This window comes from Solimonas sp. SE-A11 (assembly GCF_030345715.1).
Lineage (GTDB): Bacteria > Pseudomonadota > Gammaproteobacteria > Nevskiales > Nevskiaceae > Solimonas_A.
In genome coordinates this window covers 1-18,042 of sequence record NZ_JAUASX010000027.1, presented here as the reverse complement: position 1 = coordinate 18,042, position 18,042 = coordinate 1, and the positions used below count along the sequence as shown (strand labels likewise).

The 18,042-nt window shown below is 68.0% G+C and carries 14 protein-coding genes and 2 pseudogenes; 10 read left to right on the top strand and 6 right to left on the bottom strand.

The features are described 5' to 3' along the window. Positions 1–6 precede the first annotated feature (6 nt). The gene (guaB, locus tag QT386_RS21480; protein ID WP_289275804.1) at positions 7–1,470 is read right to left on the bottom strand and encodes an IMP dehydrogenase; all 1,464 of its coding nucleotides are present in this window, start codon (positions 1,468–1,470) and stop codon (positions 7–9) included. A 69-nt stretch (positions 1,471–1,539) separates the two neighbouring features. On the opposite strand from guaB, the gene xseA reads away from it, so the two are divergent. The 5 genes and pseudogenes from xseA to purH all read left to right on the top strand — a co-directional run bounded on the left by xseA (position 1,540) and on the right by purH (position 6,241). Next, positions 1,540–2,907, top strand: a complete 1,368-nt coding sequence (gene xseA / locus QT386_RS21475) for an exodeoxyribonuclease VII large subunit (RefSeq protein ID WP_289275803.1) — start codon at positions 1,540–1,542, stop codon at positions 2,905–2,907. 2 nt (positions 2,908–2,909) lie between these two features. Next, positions 2,910–3,767, top strand: a pseudogene (gene prmA, locus QT386_RS23570) (50S ribosomal protein L11 methyltransferase); the annotation flags it as partial. 18 nt (positions 3,768–3,785) lie between these two features. After that, positions 3,786–4,235, top strand: a complete 450-nt coding sequence (locus QT386_RS23565) for a protein tyrosine phosphatase family protein (protein WP_367401477.1) — start codon at positions 3,786–3,788, stop codon at positions 4,233–4,235. 112 nt (positions 4,236–4,347) lie between these two features. After that, positions 4,348–4,611: a helix-turn-helix domain-containing protein gene (locus tag QT386_RS21465; protein WP_289275801.1), complete on the top strand. Its 264-nt coding sequence runs from the start codon at positions 4,348–4,350 to the stop codon at positions 4,609–4,611. A gap of 67 nt (positions 4,612–4,678) precedes the next feature. Next, positions 4,679–6,241 carry a bifunctional phosphoribosylaminoimidazolecarboxamide formyltransferase/IMP cyclohydrolase gene (gene purH, locus QT386_RS21460; RefSeq protein ID WP_289275800.1) on the top strand — a complete coding sequence of 521 codons (1,563 nt, stop codon included), beginning with the start codon at positions 4,679–4,681 and terminating at the stop codon, positions 6,239–6,241. Between the two features lie 398 nt (positions 6,242–6,639). Here the strand turns inward: purH and QT386_RS21455 are convergent, their stop codons facing one another. The 5 genes from QT386_RS21455 to QT386_RS21435 all read right to left on the bottom strand — a co-directional run bounded on the left by QT386_RS21455 (position 6,640) and on the right by QT386_RS21435 (position 10,915). Continuing rightward, positions 6,640–7,458, bottom strand: a complete 819-nt coding sequence (locus QT386_RS21455) for a PhzF family phenazine biosynthesis protein (protein ID WP_289275799.1) — start codon at positions 7,456–7,458, stop codon at positions 6,640–6,642. A gap of 94 nt (positions 7,459–7,552) precedes the next feature. Continuing rightward, positions 7,553–8,896 carry a metalloprotease PmbA gene (gene pmbA / locus QT386_RS21450; RefSeq protein ID WP_289275798.1) on the bottom strand — a complete coding sequence of 448 codons (1,344 nt, stop codon included), beginning with the start codon at positions 8,894–8,896 and terminating at the stop codon, positions 7,553–7,555. Positions 8,897–8,916: 20 nt separating this feature from the next. Then, positions 8,917–9,303, bottom strand: a complete 387-nt coding sequence (locus QT386_RS21445; RefSeq protein ID WP_289275797.1) for an OsmC family protein — start codon at positions 9,301–9,303, stop codon at positions 8,917–8,919. After that, positions 9,300–9,980: an N-acetylmuramate alpha-1-phosphate uridylyltransferase MurU gene (murU, locus tag QT386_RS21440; RefSeq protein WP_289275796.1), complete on the bottom strand. Its 681-nt coding sequence runs from the start codon at positions 9,978–9,980 to the stop codon at positions 9,300–9,302. Before murU ends, QT386_RS21445 begins: the two co-directional genes overlap by 4 nt. Next, a complete protein-coding gene (locus tag QT386_RS21435) occupies positions 9,977–10,915 on the bottom strand; it encodes an aminoglycoside phosphotransferase family protein (RefSeq protein WP_367401476.1) in 939 nt (312 codons plus the stop codon). The genes murU and QT386_RS21435 overlap by 4 nt, the downstream gene beginning before the upstream one ends. A 161-nt stretch (positions 10,916–11,076) precedes the next feature. Between QT386_RS21435 and QT386_RS21430 the strand changes: the two genes are divergently transcribed. The 5 genes and pseudogenes from QT386_RS21430 to QT386_RS21410 form a co-directional block, all read left to right on the top strand. After that, positions 11,077–13,272 carry an LPS-assembly protein LptD gene (locus QT386_RS21430; protein WP_289275794.1) on the top strand — a complete coding sequence of 732 codons (2,196 nt, stop codon included), beginning with the start codon at positions 11,077–11,079 and terminating at the stop codon, positions 13,270–13,272. Between the two features lie 148 nt (positions 13,273–13,420). Further along, positions 13,421–14,728, top strand: coding sequence for a peptidylprolyl isomerase (locus tag QT386_RS21425; protein WP_289275793.1), 1,308 nt, complete (start codon positions 13,421–13,423; stop codon positions 14,726–14,728). Between the two features lie 20 nt (positions 14,729–14,748). Next, positions 14,749–15,738: a 4-hydroxythreonine-4-phosphate dehydrogenase PdxA gene (pdxA, locus tag QT386_RS21420; RefSeq protein WP_289275792.1), complete on the top strand. Its 990-nt coding sequence runs from the start codon at positions 14,749–14,751 to the stop codon at positions 15,736–15,738. Continuing rightward, entirely contained in the window at positions 15,735–16,520 is a 786-nt protein-coding gene (gene rsmA, locus QT386_RS21415; RefSeq protein WP_289275791.1) for a 16S rRNA (adenine(1518)-N(6)/adenine(1519)-N(6))-dimethyltransferase RsmA, read from the top strand. Before pdxA ends, rsmA begins: the two co-directional genes overlap by 4 nt. A gap of 276 nt (positions 16,521–16,796) precedes the next feature. Next, positions 16,797–17,921, top strand: a pseudogene (locus QT386_RS21410) (transposase); the annotation flags it as partial. Positions 17,922–18,042 lie beyond the last annotated feature (121 nt).

Below are 18,042 nucleotides of genomic sequence, written 5' to 3'. Positions count from 1 at the left end.
GTTCTCTTACTCGGCGCGGTAGTTCGGTGCTTCCTTGACGATCGTCACGTCGTGCACGTGCGATTCGCGCATGCCCGCCGAGGTGATCTTCACGAACTTGGTCCGCGTGCGCAGCTCTTCCATGTTCTGGCAGCCGGTGTAGCCCATGCTGGCGCGCAGGCCGCCGACCATCTGGTGGACGATGGCGGACATCGGGCCCTTGTAGGCGACGCGGCCTTCGATGCCTTCCGGCACCAGCTTCTCGACCTCGGCCGTGGTGTCCTGGAAGTAGCGGTCCTTGGAGCCCTGAGCCATGGCGCCCATGGAGCCCATGCCGCGGTAGGACTTGTAGGAACGGCCCTGCCACAGCTCGACTTCGCCGGGGGCTTCCTCGGTGCCGGCCAGCATGGAGCCGACCATCACGGTGTAGGCGCCGGCCGCCAAGGCCTTGGCGAAGTCGCCGGAGTAGCGGATGCCGCCGTCGGAGATCAGCGGGATGCCGCTGTCCTTCAGGGCGGCGGCCACGCTCATTACGGCGCCGATCTGCGGCACGCCGACGCCGGCGACGACGCGGGTGGTGCAGATGGAGCCCGGGCCGATGCCAACCTTGACGCCGTCGGCGCCGGCCTTGACCAGGGCCAGGGCGGCGTCGCCGGTGGCGATGTTGCCGCCGATGACCTGCAGGTCCGGCCAGGTCTTCTTGATCCAGCTAACGCGGTCCAGCACGCCCTTGGAGTGGCCGTGGGCGGTGTCGACCACCACCAGGTCCACGCCGGCTTCCACCAGGGCGGACACGCGCTCCTCGGTGTCGCCACCGGTGCCGACCGCGGCGCCGACGCGCAGGCTGCCCTTCTCGTCCTTGCAGGCCATCGGGAAGTCCTTGGACTTCTGGATGTCCTTGACGGTGATCATGCCGCGCAGCTGGAAGCCGCCATTGACCACCAGCACCTTCTCGATGCGGTGCTGGTGCAGCTTGGCGATGACCTCTTCACGCGAGGCGCCTTCCTTGACCGTGACCAGGCGATCCTTGGGCGTCATGACGCGGGAGACCGGCTCGTCGTAGCGGGTCTCGAAGCGCAGGTCACGGCTGGTGACGATGCCCACCAGCTCCTTGCCGTCCACCACCGGCACGCCGGAGATGCGGTTGGCACGGGTCAGCTTGAGCACCTCGCCCACGGTCATGCTGGGGGGCACGGTGATCGGGTCGGCGATGACGCCGCTTTCGTACTTCTTGACCGCGCGGACCTCGGCGGCCTGCCGGGCTGGGGTCAGGTTCTTGTGCACGATACCCATGCCGCCTTCCTGGGCCAGGGCGATGGCCAGCTTGGCCTCGGTCACCGTGTCCATGGCTGCGGACAGCAGCGGGATGTTGAGCCGGATGCGCCGGGTCAGCTGCGTGGAGGTATCTACTTGCCGCGGAAGGACTTCGGAATACGCGGGCAAGAGCAGAACGTCGTCGAAGGTGAGGGCTTCGCTCTCGATTCTCGTCATTAATATGGCTCCGCCAAAACGATATTATACAGAGGTACCGGCTCGCTTTCGATGGCCCGGACATTATTCATGCCGCCATCCGACCGCCCCCAGGACCCCGCCCGCCGTACCGTCTACCAGGTCTCCGAGCTGGCCGAGACCCTGCGCGGGCTGCTGGAAGACAGCCTGCCGCGGGTCTGGATCCAGGGGGAAATCTCCAATCTGTCCCGCCCGGCCTCGGGCCACTGGTATTTCACGGTCAAGGACGCCCGCGCCCAGCTGCGCTGCGCCATGTTCCGCAACGCCAACCTGCATGTGCGCCCGCCGCCCCGCGACGGCGACCTGGTGCTGCTGCGTGCCCAGGTCACGGTCTACCCGGCCCGCGGCGACCTGCAACTGGTGGTGGAACACATGGAGCCGGCCGGCCAGGGCGCCCTGCTGCGCGCCTTCGAGGAGCTGAAGCGCCGGCTGGCCTCTGAAGGACTGTTCGACGAACACCTCAAGCGCGACCTGCCGGCGGTGCCGCGCCGCATCGGTGTCATCACCTCCGGCACCGGCGCCGCCCTGCAGGACATATTAAGCACCCTGTCGCGCCGCTTCCCGCTGGCCGAGGTGATCCTGGCCGCCGTGCCGGTGCAGGGCGCCGAGGCGGCGCCGGCCATGATCCGGGCGCTGCGCGACCTGCCCGGCGCCCAGCCCGACGTCATCATCCTGGCCCGCGGCGGCGGCTCGCTGGAAGACCTCTGGGCCTTCAATGACGAGGGCCTGGCCCACGCCATCCGCGCCTGCCCGGTGCCGGTGGTCAGCGGCGTGGGCCACGAGATCGACTTCACCATCGCCGACTTCGCCGCGGACCATCGCGCTCCCACGCCCACCGGCGCGGCCGAGGCGGTGAGCCCGGACATCGGCGAATGGGCGGAACGCCTGCTGGCGCGAGAGCGCAGCCTGGCGCAAGCCCTGCAACGCGCCCTGCGCCAGGACGGCGAGCGCCTGGAGCGGCAGGTCCGCCGCCTGGAATTGCTGCACCCCGGCCGCCGCCTGCGCGATGCCGCGCAGCGGCTCGACGAACTCGCCACCCGCCTGCAGGGCGCGGTGCTGCAGCGTCTGGAACGCGGCGGCCAGCGGCGCCAGCACCTGCAGGCACGCCTGGGCACGGCCACGCCGCTGCTGGCCATCGCGCAGCAGCGGCGCAAGCTGGACCATGCGCAGGACCTGCTGCGCGGACGCCTGGGCCTGTCGCTGCAGCAGGCGCAGGCACGGCTGGCGCGCACCGATTCGCTACTGGCCAGCCTCAACCCGCGAGCCGTGCTGGAGCGCGGCTACGCCATTGCACTCGATGCCCAGGGCCGCGCCCTGACCCACGCCGCGCAGGCCACCCCCGGCGACGCGCTGCAGATCCTGCTCGGCCGCGGCGCGGTCGAGGCCACCGTCAACCAGATTCATCCCGAGAAGAAATAACCATGGCCTGGCTGCAACTGCGCGTTTCCAGCGCAAACCCCGAGTTTGCCGATGAAATCCTGCTGGCCAACGGCGCCAGCGCGGTGAGCATGGTCGACGCCGAAGACGACCCGGTGCTGGAGCCGGCACCGGGCGAGACGCCGCTGTGGCGCAACACCGTGACCCTGGGCCTGTTCCCCGAACACACGGACCTGGAGCCGGTGATCGCCGCCCTGCGCGAGCTGCTGCCGGACGGCGCCGAGGCAACCTTCAAGACCGAGCTGATCGAGGACCAGGACTGGGTGCGCGTGTGGCTCAAGGACTGCCCGCCGCTGCGCTTCGGCGAGCACTTCTGGGTGGTGCCGCATGAGAAGCTCGGCGAGGTCACGGACGCGCAGGCCACGGTGCTCAAGCTGGACCCGGGCCTGGCCTTCGGCACCGGCACCCATCCCACCACGGCGCTGTGCCTGGAATGGCTGTCCGGCCAGGACCTGCGCGGCAAGACCGTGCTCGACTTCGGCTGCGGCTCCGGCATCCTGGCCATCGCCGCGCTGCTGCTCGGCGCCGAGAAGGCGATCTGCGTGGACATCGACCCGCAGGCCCTGCTGGCCACGCGCGACAACGCCGAGCAGAACGGCGTGGCCGACCGCGTGAAGACGATGCTGCCGGACGCCTTCGTGCCCTTCCCCGCCGATATCGTGCTGGCCAACATCCTGGCCAACCCGCTGATGCACCTGGCGCCGCTGCTGGCCTCGTCGATCCGCCCCGGCGGCGAGTTGGTGCTGGCCGGCCTGCTGGACCGCCATGCCGAGGAGATCCACGGCGTCTACGAAGCCTGGTTCGACTTCCACGACGACGTCAGCAAGGAGGGCTGGACCCGCATCAGCGCCCAGTGCCGCATGCCGGCCCTGGTCAGCTTCCGCCGCCACGGCGAGTACATCGCCACCGCCGGCCAGCCGCAGCCGCAGCACTTCCCCGTACTGGCCCGAGCCGGCTACGCCGCCATCATCAACCTGGCCACCGAGGCCTCGTCGAACTGGCTGCGCGACGAACCGCAGATCTGCGCAGAGTTGGGCCTGCCCTATCACCACCTGCCGGTGACCTGGACACGTCCCACCCCGGAAGACTTCGACGCCTTCGTGGCCCTGCTGGACCAGTACAAACACCAGAAGCTGTTCGTCCACTGCGCCCTCAACATGCGCGTGTCCACCTTCATGTTTCTCCATCGCGTCCTGAACTTGGGCGAGACTGTGGAAGCGGCTTCGCAGGATCTGCACAGGGTGTGGACACCGGACGAAACCTGGCAACGGTTCATCGACGACATGCTGCAGCGTCGCTTGTCAAGCTGAGACGTTACAAACGACTGCAAATTCCGAGCTTCTTTCCCGAACGCTGCGGGAGTATTATTGCCGCCCGCTTTTTTCTGGCTCGCCACGCGCAGGGCGCGTCAAGGAAGACTCCATGTCCGCTTACAAGATTTCAGACATCAAGCCACTGAACCATTCGGTCGCCGAGTGTCTGGATGATTATTTCCGTGCGCTCAACGGACATGCGCCCAAGAACCTGTACGACACCATCCTCGACCAGGTGGAGCCGCCGCTGCTGCGCGCCACGCTGAAGTACTGCGACGGCAACCAGTCCAAGGCCGCCGAGATGCTCGGCCTGAACCGCGCGACGCTGCGAAAGAAGCTCAAGCAGTACAAGATCAAGCCAACGGCGCTGTAAGCACAGACAATCGAACCGACCGCGCTCCCAGGCGCGGTTTTTCTTTGAAGCAACCTAGGCAACCCATATGAAGACCCCGGTGAAGCGTGCCCTGCTGTCCGTATCCGACAAGACCGGCATCGTCGATCTTGCCCGCGAACTGCATGGCCGCGGCGTCGAGCTGCTGTCCACCGGCGGCACCTACAAGCTGCTGAAGGACTCCGGCCTGCCGGCGGTGGAAGTCTCCGCCCATACCGGCTTCCCCGAGATCATGGACGGCCGCGTGAAGACTCTGCACCCGAAGATCCACGGCGGCCTGCTGGGCCGCCGCGACATCGACGGCGAGGTCATGGCGCAGCACGGCATCGCGCCGATCGACCTGCTGGTGGTCAACCTCTATCCCTTCGAGCAGACCGTAGCCAAGCCCGACTGCACGCGCGAGGACGCCATCGAGAACATCGACATCGGCGGCCCGGCGATGCTGCGCGCCTCCGCCAAGAACCACGCCTGGGTCAGCGTGGTGGTGGACCCGGTAGACTACGCTCCGGTGCTGGCGGAGATGGACGCCGGCGGCGTCACCCGCGCTACCCGCGAGCGCCTGGCCGTGAAGGTCTACAGCCACACCGCGCGCTATGACGGCATGGTCGCCGCCTACCTCTCCAGCCTGGACAGCGAAGGCAACCGCGCCGTGTTCCCGGCCGTGATGGGCCTGCAGTTCAACAAGCTGCAGGACATGCGCTACGGCGAGAACCCGCACCAGCGCGCCGCCTTCTACGCCGAGAAGAACCCCGAGGCCGGCACCATCGCCGCCGCGAAGCAGGTGCAGGGCAAGGAACTCTCCTACAACAACATCGCCGACGCCGACGCCGCGCTGGAATGCGTCAAGAGCTTCGACGAGCCGGCCTGCGTCATCGTCAAGCACGCCAACCCCTGCGGCGTGGCCGTGGCCGCGTCGATCCTGGACGCCTACAACCTGGCCTACCAGACCGATCCCACCTCCGCCTTCGGCGGCATCATCGCCTTCAACCGCGAGCTCGACGGCACCACCGCCAAGGCCATCGTCGACCGCCAGTTCGTGGAGGTGATCATCGCCCCCACCGCCACCGCCGAAGCCAAGGCCGCCGTCGCCGCCAAGCAGAACGTGCGCCTGATGGAGTGCGGCCAGTGGCCCAGCAACCGTGCCCCTGCGCTGGACTACAAGCGCGTGGCCGGCGGCCTGCTGGTGCAGGACCGCGACGACGCCACCATGAGCCGTGAGCAGCTCAAGGTGGTCAGCAAGCGCGCGCCGACCGAAGCCGAGCTGGCCGACCTGCTGTTCGCCTGGCGCGTGGCCAAGTTCGTGAAGTCCAACGCCATCGTCTACACCCGCAACCACCAGACCATCGGCGTGGGCGCCGGCCAGATGAGCCGCGTCTACTCCGCCAAGATCGCCGGCATCAAGGCCGCCGACGAGAAGCTGGAAGTGAAGGGCTCGGTGATGGCCTCCGACGCCTTCTTCCCCTTCCGCGACGGCATCGACGCCGCGGCCGCCGCCGGCATCACCGCGGTGATCCAGCCGGGCGGTTCGATGCGCGACAACGAGGTGATCGCTGCCGCGGATGAGCATGGGATGGCGATGGTGTTCACGGGAGTGCGGCACTTCCGGCACTAAAAGCCAAAGTACGACGAGAAAGCCCCGCGATCGCCAGCGACGCGGGGCTTTCTCGTTGCTGGGCCTGCAACCTCCAAAGGAAAACCGTTCGCACTGAGCTCTTCGAAGGGCGGGTGGTTTTACCCTGGCCCAGGTCAGCGGTAGCCATTCACCCTTCGACAGGATCGGGGCGATCGGCTGCGGAGGGAGTCGCGCGTTTCGGCGAAAAAAGCCGTTGTAGCCCGGTTTCGCGAAGCAAAGCCGGGACTTAAGGACAAGGTCTGCCCCGGCTTGCCTGCGCCAAACCGGGCTACAAGTGCTTTTGCTTTCGCGGCGTCCCCGCCCGCCCGCTCATCCCGAGTGCCGCTAAGCGGCGTATCGAGGGACGCGCGTGTCTCGCACAACCCGAAGGCCGTCGCCTAGCCGGGCAAGCCCGCAATCTCGCCGCGCAAGTACAGATGCACCGGCCCCGTCATCCACACGCGGTCGCCTTCCAGCCGGCAACTCAACACCGCCCCACGCTTCGACAACTGCGCCGCCGCAAGTTGAGCCCGGCCGATGCGCTGCACCCAGTACGGCATCAGCAGGCAATGCGCCGAGCCCGTCGCCGGGTCCTCGTCGATGCCCATGTTGGGCGCGAAGAAGCGCGAGACGAAGTCCTCGCTGTTGCGCCGCCCGGGCGCGGTGACGCAGACCGCGCGGGCCGGCAGGCGCCGCAGTGCGGCGAAGTCCACGGGCAGGCCCTCGATGGTGCGGGCGGAATCGTAGACCACCAGCCAGATGCCGCCGTACTCCAGGACCTTCACCGGCTGCGCACCCAACGCCTGCGGCAGGCCGGCGGGGATTTCCGCCAAGGCTACGGCGGGCCGCGCCGGCAGGTCCAGCCACAGGCCGCCCTCGCCCTGCTCCACCTGCAGCACGCCGGCGTGCAGGGTGCGGAAGCGCACGCGCGGCTCCTGCCAGCCCAGCAGCTCCAGCAGCACGTGGCCGCTGGCCAGCGTGGCGTGGCCACAGAGGTCCACCTCCACCATGGGCGTGAACCAGCGCAGCAGGAAGTCCGCCTCGCCGGTCTCGTCGGGCGCGAAGAAGGCCGTCTCGGCCAGGTTGTTCTCGGCGGCGATGCGCTGCATCAGCGCATCCGGCAGCCAGGCCTGCAGCGGGCACACGGCCGCCGGGTTGCCAGCGAACAAGCGCGGGGCAAAGACGTCGAGTTGGTACAAGGGGATCGTGTGGGCCATGGCGGGTCCTGTGAGGATCAGGCCCAGCATACGGGCACATGCGTGCCCGCGGCAGCTACAGCCGGCGGCGCAAAAGCGCCGCCGCTGTATCTCATCAGGCGGCGATGGTCATCTTGCTGAGCAGCACCGAGCCGCTGCGCGTGCCGGCCAGCAGGTCCACGTCGTTGCCCAGGGCGGCGATGTCGCGGTACATCTCCAGCAGGTTGCCGGCGATGGTCAGCTCCTGCACCGGGTACGCGATCTCGCCGTTCTCCACCCAGAAGCCGGCGGCACCGCGCGAGTAGTCGCCGGTCACGCCGTTGACGCCGTGGCCCAGCAGTTCTGTGACGATCAGGCCCTCGTGCATCTGGCGCACCAGCGCCTGGAAATCCTGGGTTCCGGGACGCACGATCAGGTTGTAGACGCCACCGGCGTTGCCGGTGCTCTGCAGGCCCAGCTTGCGCGCAGAGTAGCTGCCCAGCAGCCAGCCCTGCAGCACGCCGTCATCCACCAGCACGCGGGCCTGCGTGGCCACGCCCTCGCTGTCCCAGGCGGCGCTGGCGGAGCCGCGCGGCAGGAAGGGCTGCTGCTCCAGGCGCACCAGCGGCGAGAACACCGGCTGGCCGAGCTTGTCGAGCAGGAAGCTGGCCTTGCGATACAGCGAGCCTCCCGAGATGGCACCAATGAAGTGGCCCCAGAGGCCGCGCGCCAGTTCCGGCGGGAACAGCACCGGGGCCTGGCGGGTGGTGAGCTTGCGCGAGCCCACGCGGGCCGCGGCACGCTCGCCGGCGCGGCGGCCGATGGCCTCGGCGGAGAGCAGGTCGGCCGGGCTGCGGGCGCCGGAGTACCAGTAGTCGCGCTGCATCTCCTCGTCCTCGCCCGCCACCACGGCACAACTGATGCTGTGCTGCGAGCCGTGGCGGTGGCCGATGAAGCCGTGGCTGTTGGCGTAGACCGACACGCCGCGATGACTGGAGACGCTGGCGCCCTCGCTCTGCGTGATGCGGGCGTCGGCGGCGAAGGCGGCGGCCTCGCAGGCCTTGGCCAGCTCGATGCCCTGTTCCGGCGACAGGTCCCAGGGATGGTCCAGGTCCAGTTCGGGAAACTCGCGCGCCATGCGCGCGGGGTCCGCCAGGCCGTTGCAGGGGTCCTCGCCGGTGGCCTGGGCGATGTCGCAGGCGGCGCGCACGGCGTCGGCGATGCCGCGGTCGGAAAAGTCGCCGGTGCTGGCGTTGCCCTTGCGCTGGCCGAAGTAGACGGTCACGCCGAGATCGCGGTCCTGCTGGAACTCCAGGCTCTCGACCTCGCTCTTGCGCACCGACAGCGAGTAGCCGCGGCTGGCCGACAGGCTGGCCTCGGCCGAGGTGGCACCCAGGGCGCGGGCGCGCTCCAGCACCTTCTGCACACGGTCGGCGAGTTCGGAAGGAGACGGCAGCGTGGCGGGCGGCTGGGCAGTCATGGCTTTGGTCTTGATGGGTTTCAGAACAGCGCGGTGTCGATGTCGATCTTGCCGCTGAGCGTCTTGTGCACGGGGCACTTGTTGGCGATGCCGAGGAGGTACTCGCGCTGCTCGCCGGTCAGGTCGCCCACCAGCTCGATGCGGCGGTGCATGACATGGCTGCCGTCGGCACCCTTCTCGTGGTCCACCTCGACGCGCACGTCGGTCAGGGCAAAGCCCTTGCGGCGCGCCACCAGCGTCAGGGTCAGCGCGGTACAGCTGCCCAGCGCGGCGTCGAGCAGGTCGTGCGGCGCAGGGCCCTGGTTGTCGCCGCCAACGGACTCGGGCTCGTCGGAGTAGAAAGTGTTGGGCCCGCACTCGATCTGCTGCTTGAGCTTGCCGTCTGCCGCCTTGGATACCTTGATCATGCATGTACTCCTGTTTGCAGGGCCGCCAGACGCTCCGGCGTGCCCACATCGGACCACTGTCCTTCGTGAAGTTCCGCTGACACCTGCCCGCGCCGGGCAGCGGCCCGCAGCAGCGGCACCACGCCGAAGTGGCCGGGCTGGCAGCCGGCGAACAGCTCGGGGCGCAGCACGTAGAGGCCACTGAAGGTGTGCTGCGGTGGGGCGGGCTCGACCAGGCGTCCGTCCGCCAGGGCGAAATCACCGCGCGGATGCTGCGGCGGGTTGGGCACCAGCACCAGATGCGCCAAGTCGGCCGCCGGCATGGCCTGCGCACGCGACACCAGCCGTGCCATCGGGAAGCCGGTGAAGACGTCGCCGTTCATGAGGATGAACGGCTCCGGCCCCAGCAGCGGCAGGGCCTTGAGGATGCCGCCGCCGGTCTCCAGCGCCGGCCAGCCCTCGTCGGACCAGGAAATGTGCAGGCCATGGGCGCTGCCGTCGCCGAAGTGCTCGCGGATTTTCGCGCCGAGCCAGCCGAGGTTGATCACGACCTCGCGCACGCCGGCAGCCGCCAGGGCGTCCAGATGGTGGGCGATCAGCGGCTTGCCGCGTACCTCCAGCAGGGGTTTGGGCGTGTGGTCGGTCAGCGGGCGCATGCGCTCGCCGCGTCCTGCTGCCAGGATGAACGCCTTGGTCACGCGTGCATGCCGAGTTCGTCGAACAGGCCCAGCAGCGGCTGCAGCTCGGCATAGCGCCCGGCCGTCTCGCGCACGTAGCGGATGAAGCGCGGCACGTCGGCGAGGTAGTGCGGCTTGCCGTCGCGGTAGTTGATGCGCGCGAAGATACCGATGACCTTCAGGTGGCGCTGCAGACCCATCCACTCGAAGTCGCGGAAGAAGGCGTCGAAATCCGCCGGCAGCGGCAGGCCGGCGGCGCGGCCGGCGGTCCAGTACTGCCGGGCCCAGACCTGCACGCGCTCGGCCGGCCAGGACAGGAAGGCGTCCTTGAACAAGGACACCACGTCATAGCTGATCGGGCCTTCCACCGCGTCCTGGAAATCCAGGATGCCGGGGTTGGGGGTGGAGATCATCAGGTTGCGCGGCATGTAGTCGCGGTGCACGTAGACCCGCGGCTGGGCCAGGGCGGACTGCACCAGCAGGCTGTCGATGCGTTCCAGCGTGGCGGCCTGGGCCGGGCTCAGGCTGCGCTGGAGGTGGCGTGCCACGTACCATTCCGGGAACAACGCCAGCTCGCGGCGCAGCAGCGCCTCGTCGTAGGGCGGCAGTTCGCCGGGACGGGTGGAGAGCTGCCACTGCACCAGGGCAGCGATAGCGTCGGCAAACAGGGCGTCGGCGTTGTCGCCGTTGATGACGTGCAGGTAGGTCTGCCGGCCCAGGTCGTCCAGCAGCAGGAAGCCTTCCTCCAGGTTCTGCGCCAGGATCCGCGGCCCGTGCAGGCCGGCCCCCAGCAGCAGGCCGGCGACGTGGATGAAGGGCTTGCAGTCCTCGCGCTCGGGCGGGGCGTCCATCAGTACCCAGCTCTGGCCCTGGTGCTCCAGGCGGAAGTAGCGGCGGAAGCTGGCGTCGGCGGAGGCCGGGGCGAAGGCGGCGTCGGCGAGGCCCAGCTCGCGCAGGGCCCACTCGCGGGCGTGCTGGGCGCGCGGGTCGAGATCGGTGGAAAGGCTGTTCACGGGTGAGGTCACGGGATGATCGCGCCAGCTTACACGATGGGGCAGTCTGCAATGGACAGGGCCTGCCCTCAAAAACCATACTTCGGGGCCAACGAGAACCCGCCTTGCCTCTTCTGACACGCCCCCCACTGCATTGGCTCGCCCTGGCGGCTGGCCTGAGCCTCTCCGCACCCGCCTGGGCGCTAGCCGAGGGTGATGCCTCCTGCCCGCAGCTGGACTTCGGCATCGCGGCGCCGGAACCGACCCTGGACCCCGAGCAGGTGATACTCAACGCCGACCACGCGGCACTGGAGGAGGAGGGCTTGTCGAAGCTGGTCGGCTCGGTGCGGCTGCGGCAGGGGGACAAGCTGTTCAGCGCCGAGCAGATGGACTACGACGACCGCGAGAACACCGTGCGCGTCAACGCCGAATCGGTGTTCCGCAACCGCGAGATGAGCGTGCGCTCGCAGGAGTCCGAGTTCAACCTGGACACCCAGACCGGCGTATTCCATCGCAGCGAATTCACCATGCCCGCCAGCTCGGCCCACGGCAAGGCCGAGCGCCTGGCCCTGAACCGCGAGGGCCAGGCCGAGATGGAGAAGGTCAGCTTCACCACCTGTGCCCCCGATTCGAATGGCTGGGAGCTGAAGGCCGGCGACATCCGCATGGACAAGGAAACCGGCTTCGGCACCGCCCGCAATGCCCGCCTGGACTTCCTGGGCGTGCCGGTGCTGTACGCGCCCTGGTTTCGCTTCCCGATCGACGATCGCCGCCATACCGGCCTGCTGTACCCCACCATCGGCGACTCCGACCGCACCGGCTTCGACATGCAGGTGCCGCTGTACCTGAACCTGGCGCCCAACTACGACGCCACGCTGACCCCGCGACTGATGACAGACCGCGGCACGCAGATTGCCACCGACTTCCGTTACCTTCTGGGCAGTGGCGAGGGCGAGGCACGCTACGAGTACCTCAGCCGCGACAAGAAGACCGACGAAATGCGCGACTACCTGCATTTCGAGCACCGGAGCCTACTCAACAGCCGCACGGCGCTGTCGATGCTCTATGACGGCACCAGTGACCGCAATTACCTGGAAGACTTCGGCGGGCGCCTGGACCTGACGGCCATCACCCACCTGGAGCGCAACGCGCGCCTGACCTACCAGGCCCCCGCCGCCTACCGCGTGCAGGCCCTGGTGCAGGATTTCCAGCCGCTGGCGTCGTCGCTGGTGGCGGTGGACGACCCCTATCGCCGCCTGCCGCAGATCCTGGTGGACGCCGAGACGCGCAAGAGCCTGCTCGACACCCGCGCCGGCTTCGTCGGCGAGTACGTCAACTTCGCCCGCGACCAGTCCGTGCAGGGCCAGCGCGTCGCCCTGCACCCCTACCTGCGCACCGAGCGCGAGGGTGCGGCCTGGTTCGCCCGGGGGCAGCTGGAGTACGACTACACCACCTACAAGCTCACCGACACGGCCTTCGTCCCGGGGCAGACCACCGACCCCAGCCGCAGCCTGCCGACCTTCAGCGCCGAGTACGGTCTGCGCTTCGAGCGCTTCACCTCGGGCAACCAGCTGCAGTTGCTGGAACCGCGGGTGTTCTACCTCTACACCCCCTACGAGAACCAGGACGACCAGCCGGTGTTCGACGGCGGCGAGCCGGACTTCGAGTTCACCCAGCTGTTCTCGCACAACCGCTTCCTGGGCCGCGACCGCCTCTCCGACGCCAATCACGTCGCCATCGCCACCACCCTGCGCCAACTCGACCCGGACAGCGGCGTCACGCGCTTCAGCGCCAGCGTCGGCCAGCTGTTCCGCTTCGAGGCGCCGCGCGTGACCCTGCCGGGCGGCACCGCGCCGGACAGCGGGGCCACCGACTTCATCGCCAGCCTGGACTATCGCATCACCGAAACGCTGCGCACCGTGATGGCGGCCCAGTGGTCGCCCAGCGAGAACGAGTTCAATCGCACCAGCTTCGGCTTCAGCTACCGCAGCGACCGCCGCCGCCTGGACCTGGGCTACCGCTATCGCGAGAACCAGCTGGAACAGACCGACGTCATCCTCTCCACGCCGCTGTGGCAACGCTGGAGTGTCGCCGGACGCTGGCGCTACTCGCTGGAGGATCAACAAACCCTGGATAGCCAAGCCGGCCTGCAGTACGAGACCTGCTGCTGGGCCCTGCGCACCTCCTACCGCCGCTACGTCGCCACCACCGCCGGCGAGTACAGCAGCGGCATCTACGTGCAGCTCGCGCTCAAGGGCCTGGGCCAGATCGGCTCCGGCGGCACCGGGCTGCTGCAGTCGGACAGTGACTTCTACGAGTGATTATTTATATAAAAATATGAAAAATGCCGATATTTTATATCGGCATGAAACTTGATGGCCCCTGTCGCAGTCCGAGCAGCGAGCATTTCCCTCCGCATCGGCGATAATCCCGCCCTCACGGCATCCCAACGTCTCCCCACCGAATCCCATGAACATCCGTCACTGGTCCGCCGGTCTGCTGCTGTCCCTGTCGATGCTGTCCGCGCAGGCGGCCGAGGTGCTGGACCGGATCGTCGTCGCCGTCAATGACGGCGTGATCCTGCAGTCCGAGATCGACCGCTCGATCGAGGATGCCCAGCGCCAGATCCGCGAGCGCAACATCAAGCCGCCCTCCGACGAGGCCCTGCGCGGCCAGGTCATGGAGCGCCTGATCCTGACACGCATCCAGACGCAGCGCGCCGCCCAGGCCGGCATCCGCATCGACGACCGCGAGCTCAACGAGGTGCTGACCGGCATCGCCCAGAAGAACGGCCTGAGCCTGTCCGAGTTCGCCACCGAGCTGCGCAAGGACGGCCTGGACTACCTCGCCGTGCGCGAGCAGGTCCGCGACGAGGTGCTGGTGCAGCGCCTGCGCAGCAAGGAAGTGGAGAGCCGCATCTCCGTCACCGACCAGGACGTGGACCTGCTGCTGCAGCAGTTCGGCGGCAACGAGAACGTCGAATACCGCCTGTCGCACATCCTGGTGGCGATCCCCGAGGGCGCCAGCAGCGAAGTGCGTACCGCCGCCCACAACAAGGCCGAAGGCCTGCTCAAGCGCATCAAGGCCGGCGACGACTTCGGCCAGATCGCCATCGGCTCCTCCGACGGCCAGCAGGCCCTGCAGGGCGGCGACCTGGACTGGCGCAAGGGCAGCGACCTGCCGACCCTGTTCGCCACCACCGCCGCCAAACTCAAGCCGGGCGAGGTCAGCGACCTGCTCGAGACCACCGGCGGCTTCCACATCATCAAGCTGGTCAGCGTGCGCGGCGGTGAAGAGCGCAAGAGCGTCAGCGAGACCCGCGCCCGCCACATCCTGATCCAGCAGAACACGCTGCGCACCGACGACCAGGCCCGCCAGCTGGCGCGCGACCTCTACGACCGTATCCAGGCCGGGGAAGACTTCGAAAAGCTAGCCAAGGAGTTCTCCGACGATCCGGGCTCCAAGAACAGCGGCGGCGATCTCGGCTTCCAGCCGCCCGGCGTGTTCGTGCCGGAATTCCAGATGCGCCTGGACCAGCTCAAGCCGGGCGAGGTCAGCTCGCCGTTCCGCACCCAGTTCGGCTGGCACGTGGCCAGCGTGACCGAGCGCCGCACGCGCGACACCACCGAGGAATCCAAGCGTGCCCGCGCCCGCCAGGCCATCGGCAACCGCAAGGCGGCCGAGGAATACGAGCTGTGGCTGCGCCGCCTGCGTGAAGAGGCCTACATCGAGTACCGCTTGCCGGACGATGCCGCCGCCGCGGCGCAGAAGTCCTGATAGCGAACGGCATCCCCCCGATGCTGCCGCGCCTGCTGCTGACGCCGGGAGAGCCCGCCGGCATCGGCCCTGACCTGGTCGTGGCCGCCGCCCAGCGGGCCTGGCCGGCGGAATTGGTGGCGGTGGCCGACCCGGAGCTGCTGCGCGAACGCGCCGAACGCCTGGGCCTGCCCCTGGAAGTGCGCGAGGTCGACTTCGGCGAGGATCCGCGCGAGCACGAGACCGGCCGCCTGCGCGTGCTGCCGGTGTCCCTGGCCGCGCCGGCCCTACCCGGCCAGCTCGACGAGCGCAACGCCGAGTACGTGCTCGAGACCTTGCGCCAGGCCACCCGCGCCTGCCAGCAGCGCCATGCCGACGCCCTGGTCACGGGGCCGGTGCAGAAGAGCATCATCAACGCGGCGGGTATCCCCTTCACCGGCCACACCGAGTTCCTGGCGGACATGACCGGCACGGCGCTGCCGGTGATGATGCTGGCAGCCGACAAGCTGCGCGTGGCTCTGGCCACCACCCACCTGCCGCTGCGCGAGGTGCCCGACGCCATCACGCCCGAGCGCCTGCGCGCCGTCCTGCAGGTACTGCACGATGACCTGGAAAGCCGCTTCGGCCTGCGCCGCCCGCGCATCCTGGTTTGCGGCCTCAATCCGCATGCCGGCGAAAGCGGTCACCTGGGTCGCGAGGAAATCGATGTGATCCGCCCGGTGCTGGACGAGCTGCGCGCGCAGAACTGGCGCGTGGAAGGACCACTGCCGGCCGACACCCTGTTCACTCCGCGCCACCTCGACGGCGCCGACGCCGTGCTGGCGATGTACCACGACCAGGGCCTGCCGGTGCTCAAGTTCGCCGGCTTCGGCGAGGCCGTGAACATCACGCTGGGCCTGCCGATCATCCGCACCTCGGTGGACCATGGCACCGCCCTGGAGCTGGCCGGCAGCGGCCGCGCCGACCACGGCAGCCTGGTGTCGGCGATCCACGCCGCCCTGCAGCTGGTGGAGCGGAGCCACGCACCATGAGCCTCGATCACGCCGCCAAGAAGCGTTTCGGGCAGAACTTCCTGCACGATCCCTACGTGATCGAGCGCATCCTGCGCTCGATCAACCCGCAGCCCGGCGACCGCCTGGTGGAGATCGGGCCGGGCCTGGGCGCGCTGACCGCCCCGCTGCTGCGCCTGGCCGGGGAGCTGCAGGTGGTGGAGATCGACCGCGACGTGATCCCGCACCTGGTCGAGGCCTGCGGGAACTCGCCGAACCTGCACATCCTGCAGGCCGACGCGCTGAAGGTGGACTACGCCCGCTTCGCCGACGGCCGCCGCCTGCGCCTGGTCGGCAACCTGCCCTACAACATCTCCACCCCGATCCTGTTCCATCTGCTGAAGTTCGCCGGCGCCATCGCCGACATGCACTTCATGCTGCAGAAGGAAGTGGTGGACCGCATGGCTGCCCTGCCCGGCGAAGACGCCTACGGCCGTCTCAGTGTCTCGCTGGCCGCGCGCGCCGAGGTGTCCCACCTGTTCAACGTGGGCCCCGGCGCCTTCCGCCCCGCCCCGAAGGTGGACTCCGCCATCGTGCGCCTAGTGCCGCGCCCACCGGCGTTCGAAATCCGCGACTGGGCCGCCTTCGACCGCGTCGTCACCTCCGCCTTCTCGCAGCGTCGCAAGACGCTGTCCAATGGCCTCAAGGGCATCCTCACGGCCGCGCAGATCGCGGAGATAGGGGTCGATCCGGGCATTCGTGCCGAGCGTTTGGGTGCGGAGCAGTTTGCGAACCTGGCGAACTTGCTAGTGGCGTCTAGCTAGCAGCGAGGATGCCGGTGGCTACGCCAATCAGGTGCTGTGGGTTCCTGAGAGCTTGTTTCGCCTAGGAGCGAATTACAGGAAACGCCTTCAGATCCGAGCGCCCCTGCCAAGATGGGGCTGGCCTAAGCGCACCGAGCCAATCTACGGCTAGCTGCGAGTACACGAATTTCCCCGCATGTCTGCTATGTGCCAATTCTGTTGAAAAACCCCTCCATCTCTCGAACGCCGTAGCGGTGCTGATGTCTTAACTGCGTCGGCGGCTTTGGGGGACGCGAGATGATGGGGCGGCAGAATAGTGGTCAGGACCGGTTGTTCTACTCCTTCAATCTTGAAGCCCACGTCCCGCAGGATCATCTGCTTCGCAGCATCGAGCGCCACCTCGACCTGAGTTCACTGCGTCGTTCTCTGGAAAGCCACTACAGCCAGACCGGCAGGCCTTCGGTCGATCCTGAGCTGATGATCCGCATGCTGATCATTGGATACAGCTACGGCATCCGCTCCGAGCGCCGGCTCTGCGACGAGGTCCACCTAAACCTCGCGTACCGGTGGTTCTGCCGGCTGGGCCTCGAAGACGCGGTGCCGAATCATTCGACCTTCTCGAAGAACCGGCATGGCCGATTCCGAGCCAGCGGCGCGTTCCGATTGCTCTTCGACGACATCGTCCGCCAGTGCATGTCGGCAGGCTTGGTCAAAGGCTCTGGATTCGCCGTCGACGCCAGCATCATCGCGGCCGATGCCAACAAGCAGAACAGTATCGCCGCAGGCGAAGCTGTTGATTGGGCGGGTGTCAGCACACGTGCCGTGCGCGAATACCTCGAAGCGCTCGACGACGAGGCCCTCGCAGAGACAATGCCGAAGCGCATCTCGCTGAGCGATCCGCAGTCTCGCTGGACCGGAGCGCTCGGCGGCCCGGCTTTCTTCGCCTATTCGACCAACTACCTGATCGACGTCGAGAACGGCGTGATCATGGACGTCGAGGCGACACCCGCGCATCGCACTGCGGAAGTCGACTCGACCAGGACGATGGTCGATCGTGTCGAGGAGCGCTTCAAAATCACACCCGAGCGCCTCATCGGAGATACGGCCTACGGCACCGCACCGATGCTTGCCTGGATGGTGGAAGACAAGGGCATCGAGCCGCACATTCCGGTGTGGGACAAGTCAGAACGCAAGGACGACAGCTTCTCGCGCAGCGACTTTGTCTGGAACGAAGAGGCCAACGAATACAGCTGCCCTGAAGGCCACCCTCTTCTCAGCGAGCGTCGGTCTTTTACCAAGGCCCGAACGCACGTCACCAAGGAAGATACCGTCATCTATCGCGCGAGCCAGAAGCACTGCGCGGATTGTCCGATGAAGCAGCGCTGCTGTCCGAACACCGCAGCACGAAAGATCGCACGCAGCCGACGTTACCCCGCCTTGAGTAGCGGTTTGGTTTAGAGCCCTGGGTTGATGGTAATAGCCTTTGCAGCAAGCTGCTTGGCGTAGACGGCGGGCGCCAGCCCGCCGAGTGCTTTCTTGGGTC

Bases quoted from the DNA above. Each gene is read 5' to 3' on its own strand.
- guaB (WP_289275804.1), bottom strand. From the start codon at position 1,470: ATGACGAGAATCGAGAGCGAAGCCCTCACCTTCGACGACGTTCTGCTC.
- xseA (WP_289275803.1), top strand. From the start codon at position 1,540: ATGCCGCCATCCGACCGCCCCCAGGACCCCGCCCGCCGTACCGTCTAC.
- QT386_RS23565 (WP_367401477.1), top strand. From the start codon at position 3,786: ATGCCGGCCCTGGTCAGCTTCCGCCGCCACGGCGAGTACATCGCCACC.
- QT386_RS21465 (WP_289275801.1), top strand. From the start codon at position 4,348: ATGTCCGCTTACAAGATTTCAGACATCAAGCCACTGAACCATTCGGTC.
- purH (WP_289275800.1), top strand. From the start codon at position 4,679: ATGAAGACCCCGGTGAAGCGTGCCCTGCTGTCCGTATCCGACAAGACC.
- QT386_RS21455 (WP_289275799.1), bottom strand. From the start codon at position 7,458: ATGGCCCACACGATCCCCTTGTACCAACTCGACGTCTTTGCCCCGCGC.
- pmbA (WP_289275798.1), bottom strand. From the start codon at position 8,896: ATGACTGCCCAGCCGCCCGCCACGCTGCCGTCTCCTTCCGAACTCGCC.
- QT386_RS21445 (WP_289275797.1), bottom strand. From the start codon at position 9,303: ATGATCAAGGTATCCAAGGCGGCAGACGGCAAGCTCAAGCAGCAGATC.
- QT386_RS21425 (WP_289275793.1), top strand. From the start codon at position 13,421: ATGAACATCCGTCACTGGTCCGCCGGTCTGCTGCTGTCCCTGTCGATG.
- pdxA (WP_289275792.1), top strand. From the start codon at position 14,749: ATGCTGCCGCGCCTGCTGCTGACGCCGGGAGAGCCCGCCGGCATCGGC.
- rsmA (WP_289275791.1), top strand. From the start codon at position 15,735: ATGAGCCTCGATCACGCCGCCAAGAAGCGTTTCGGGCAGAACTTCCTG.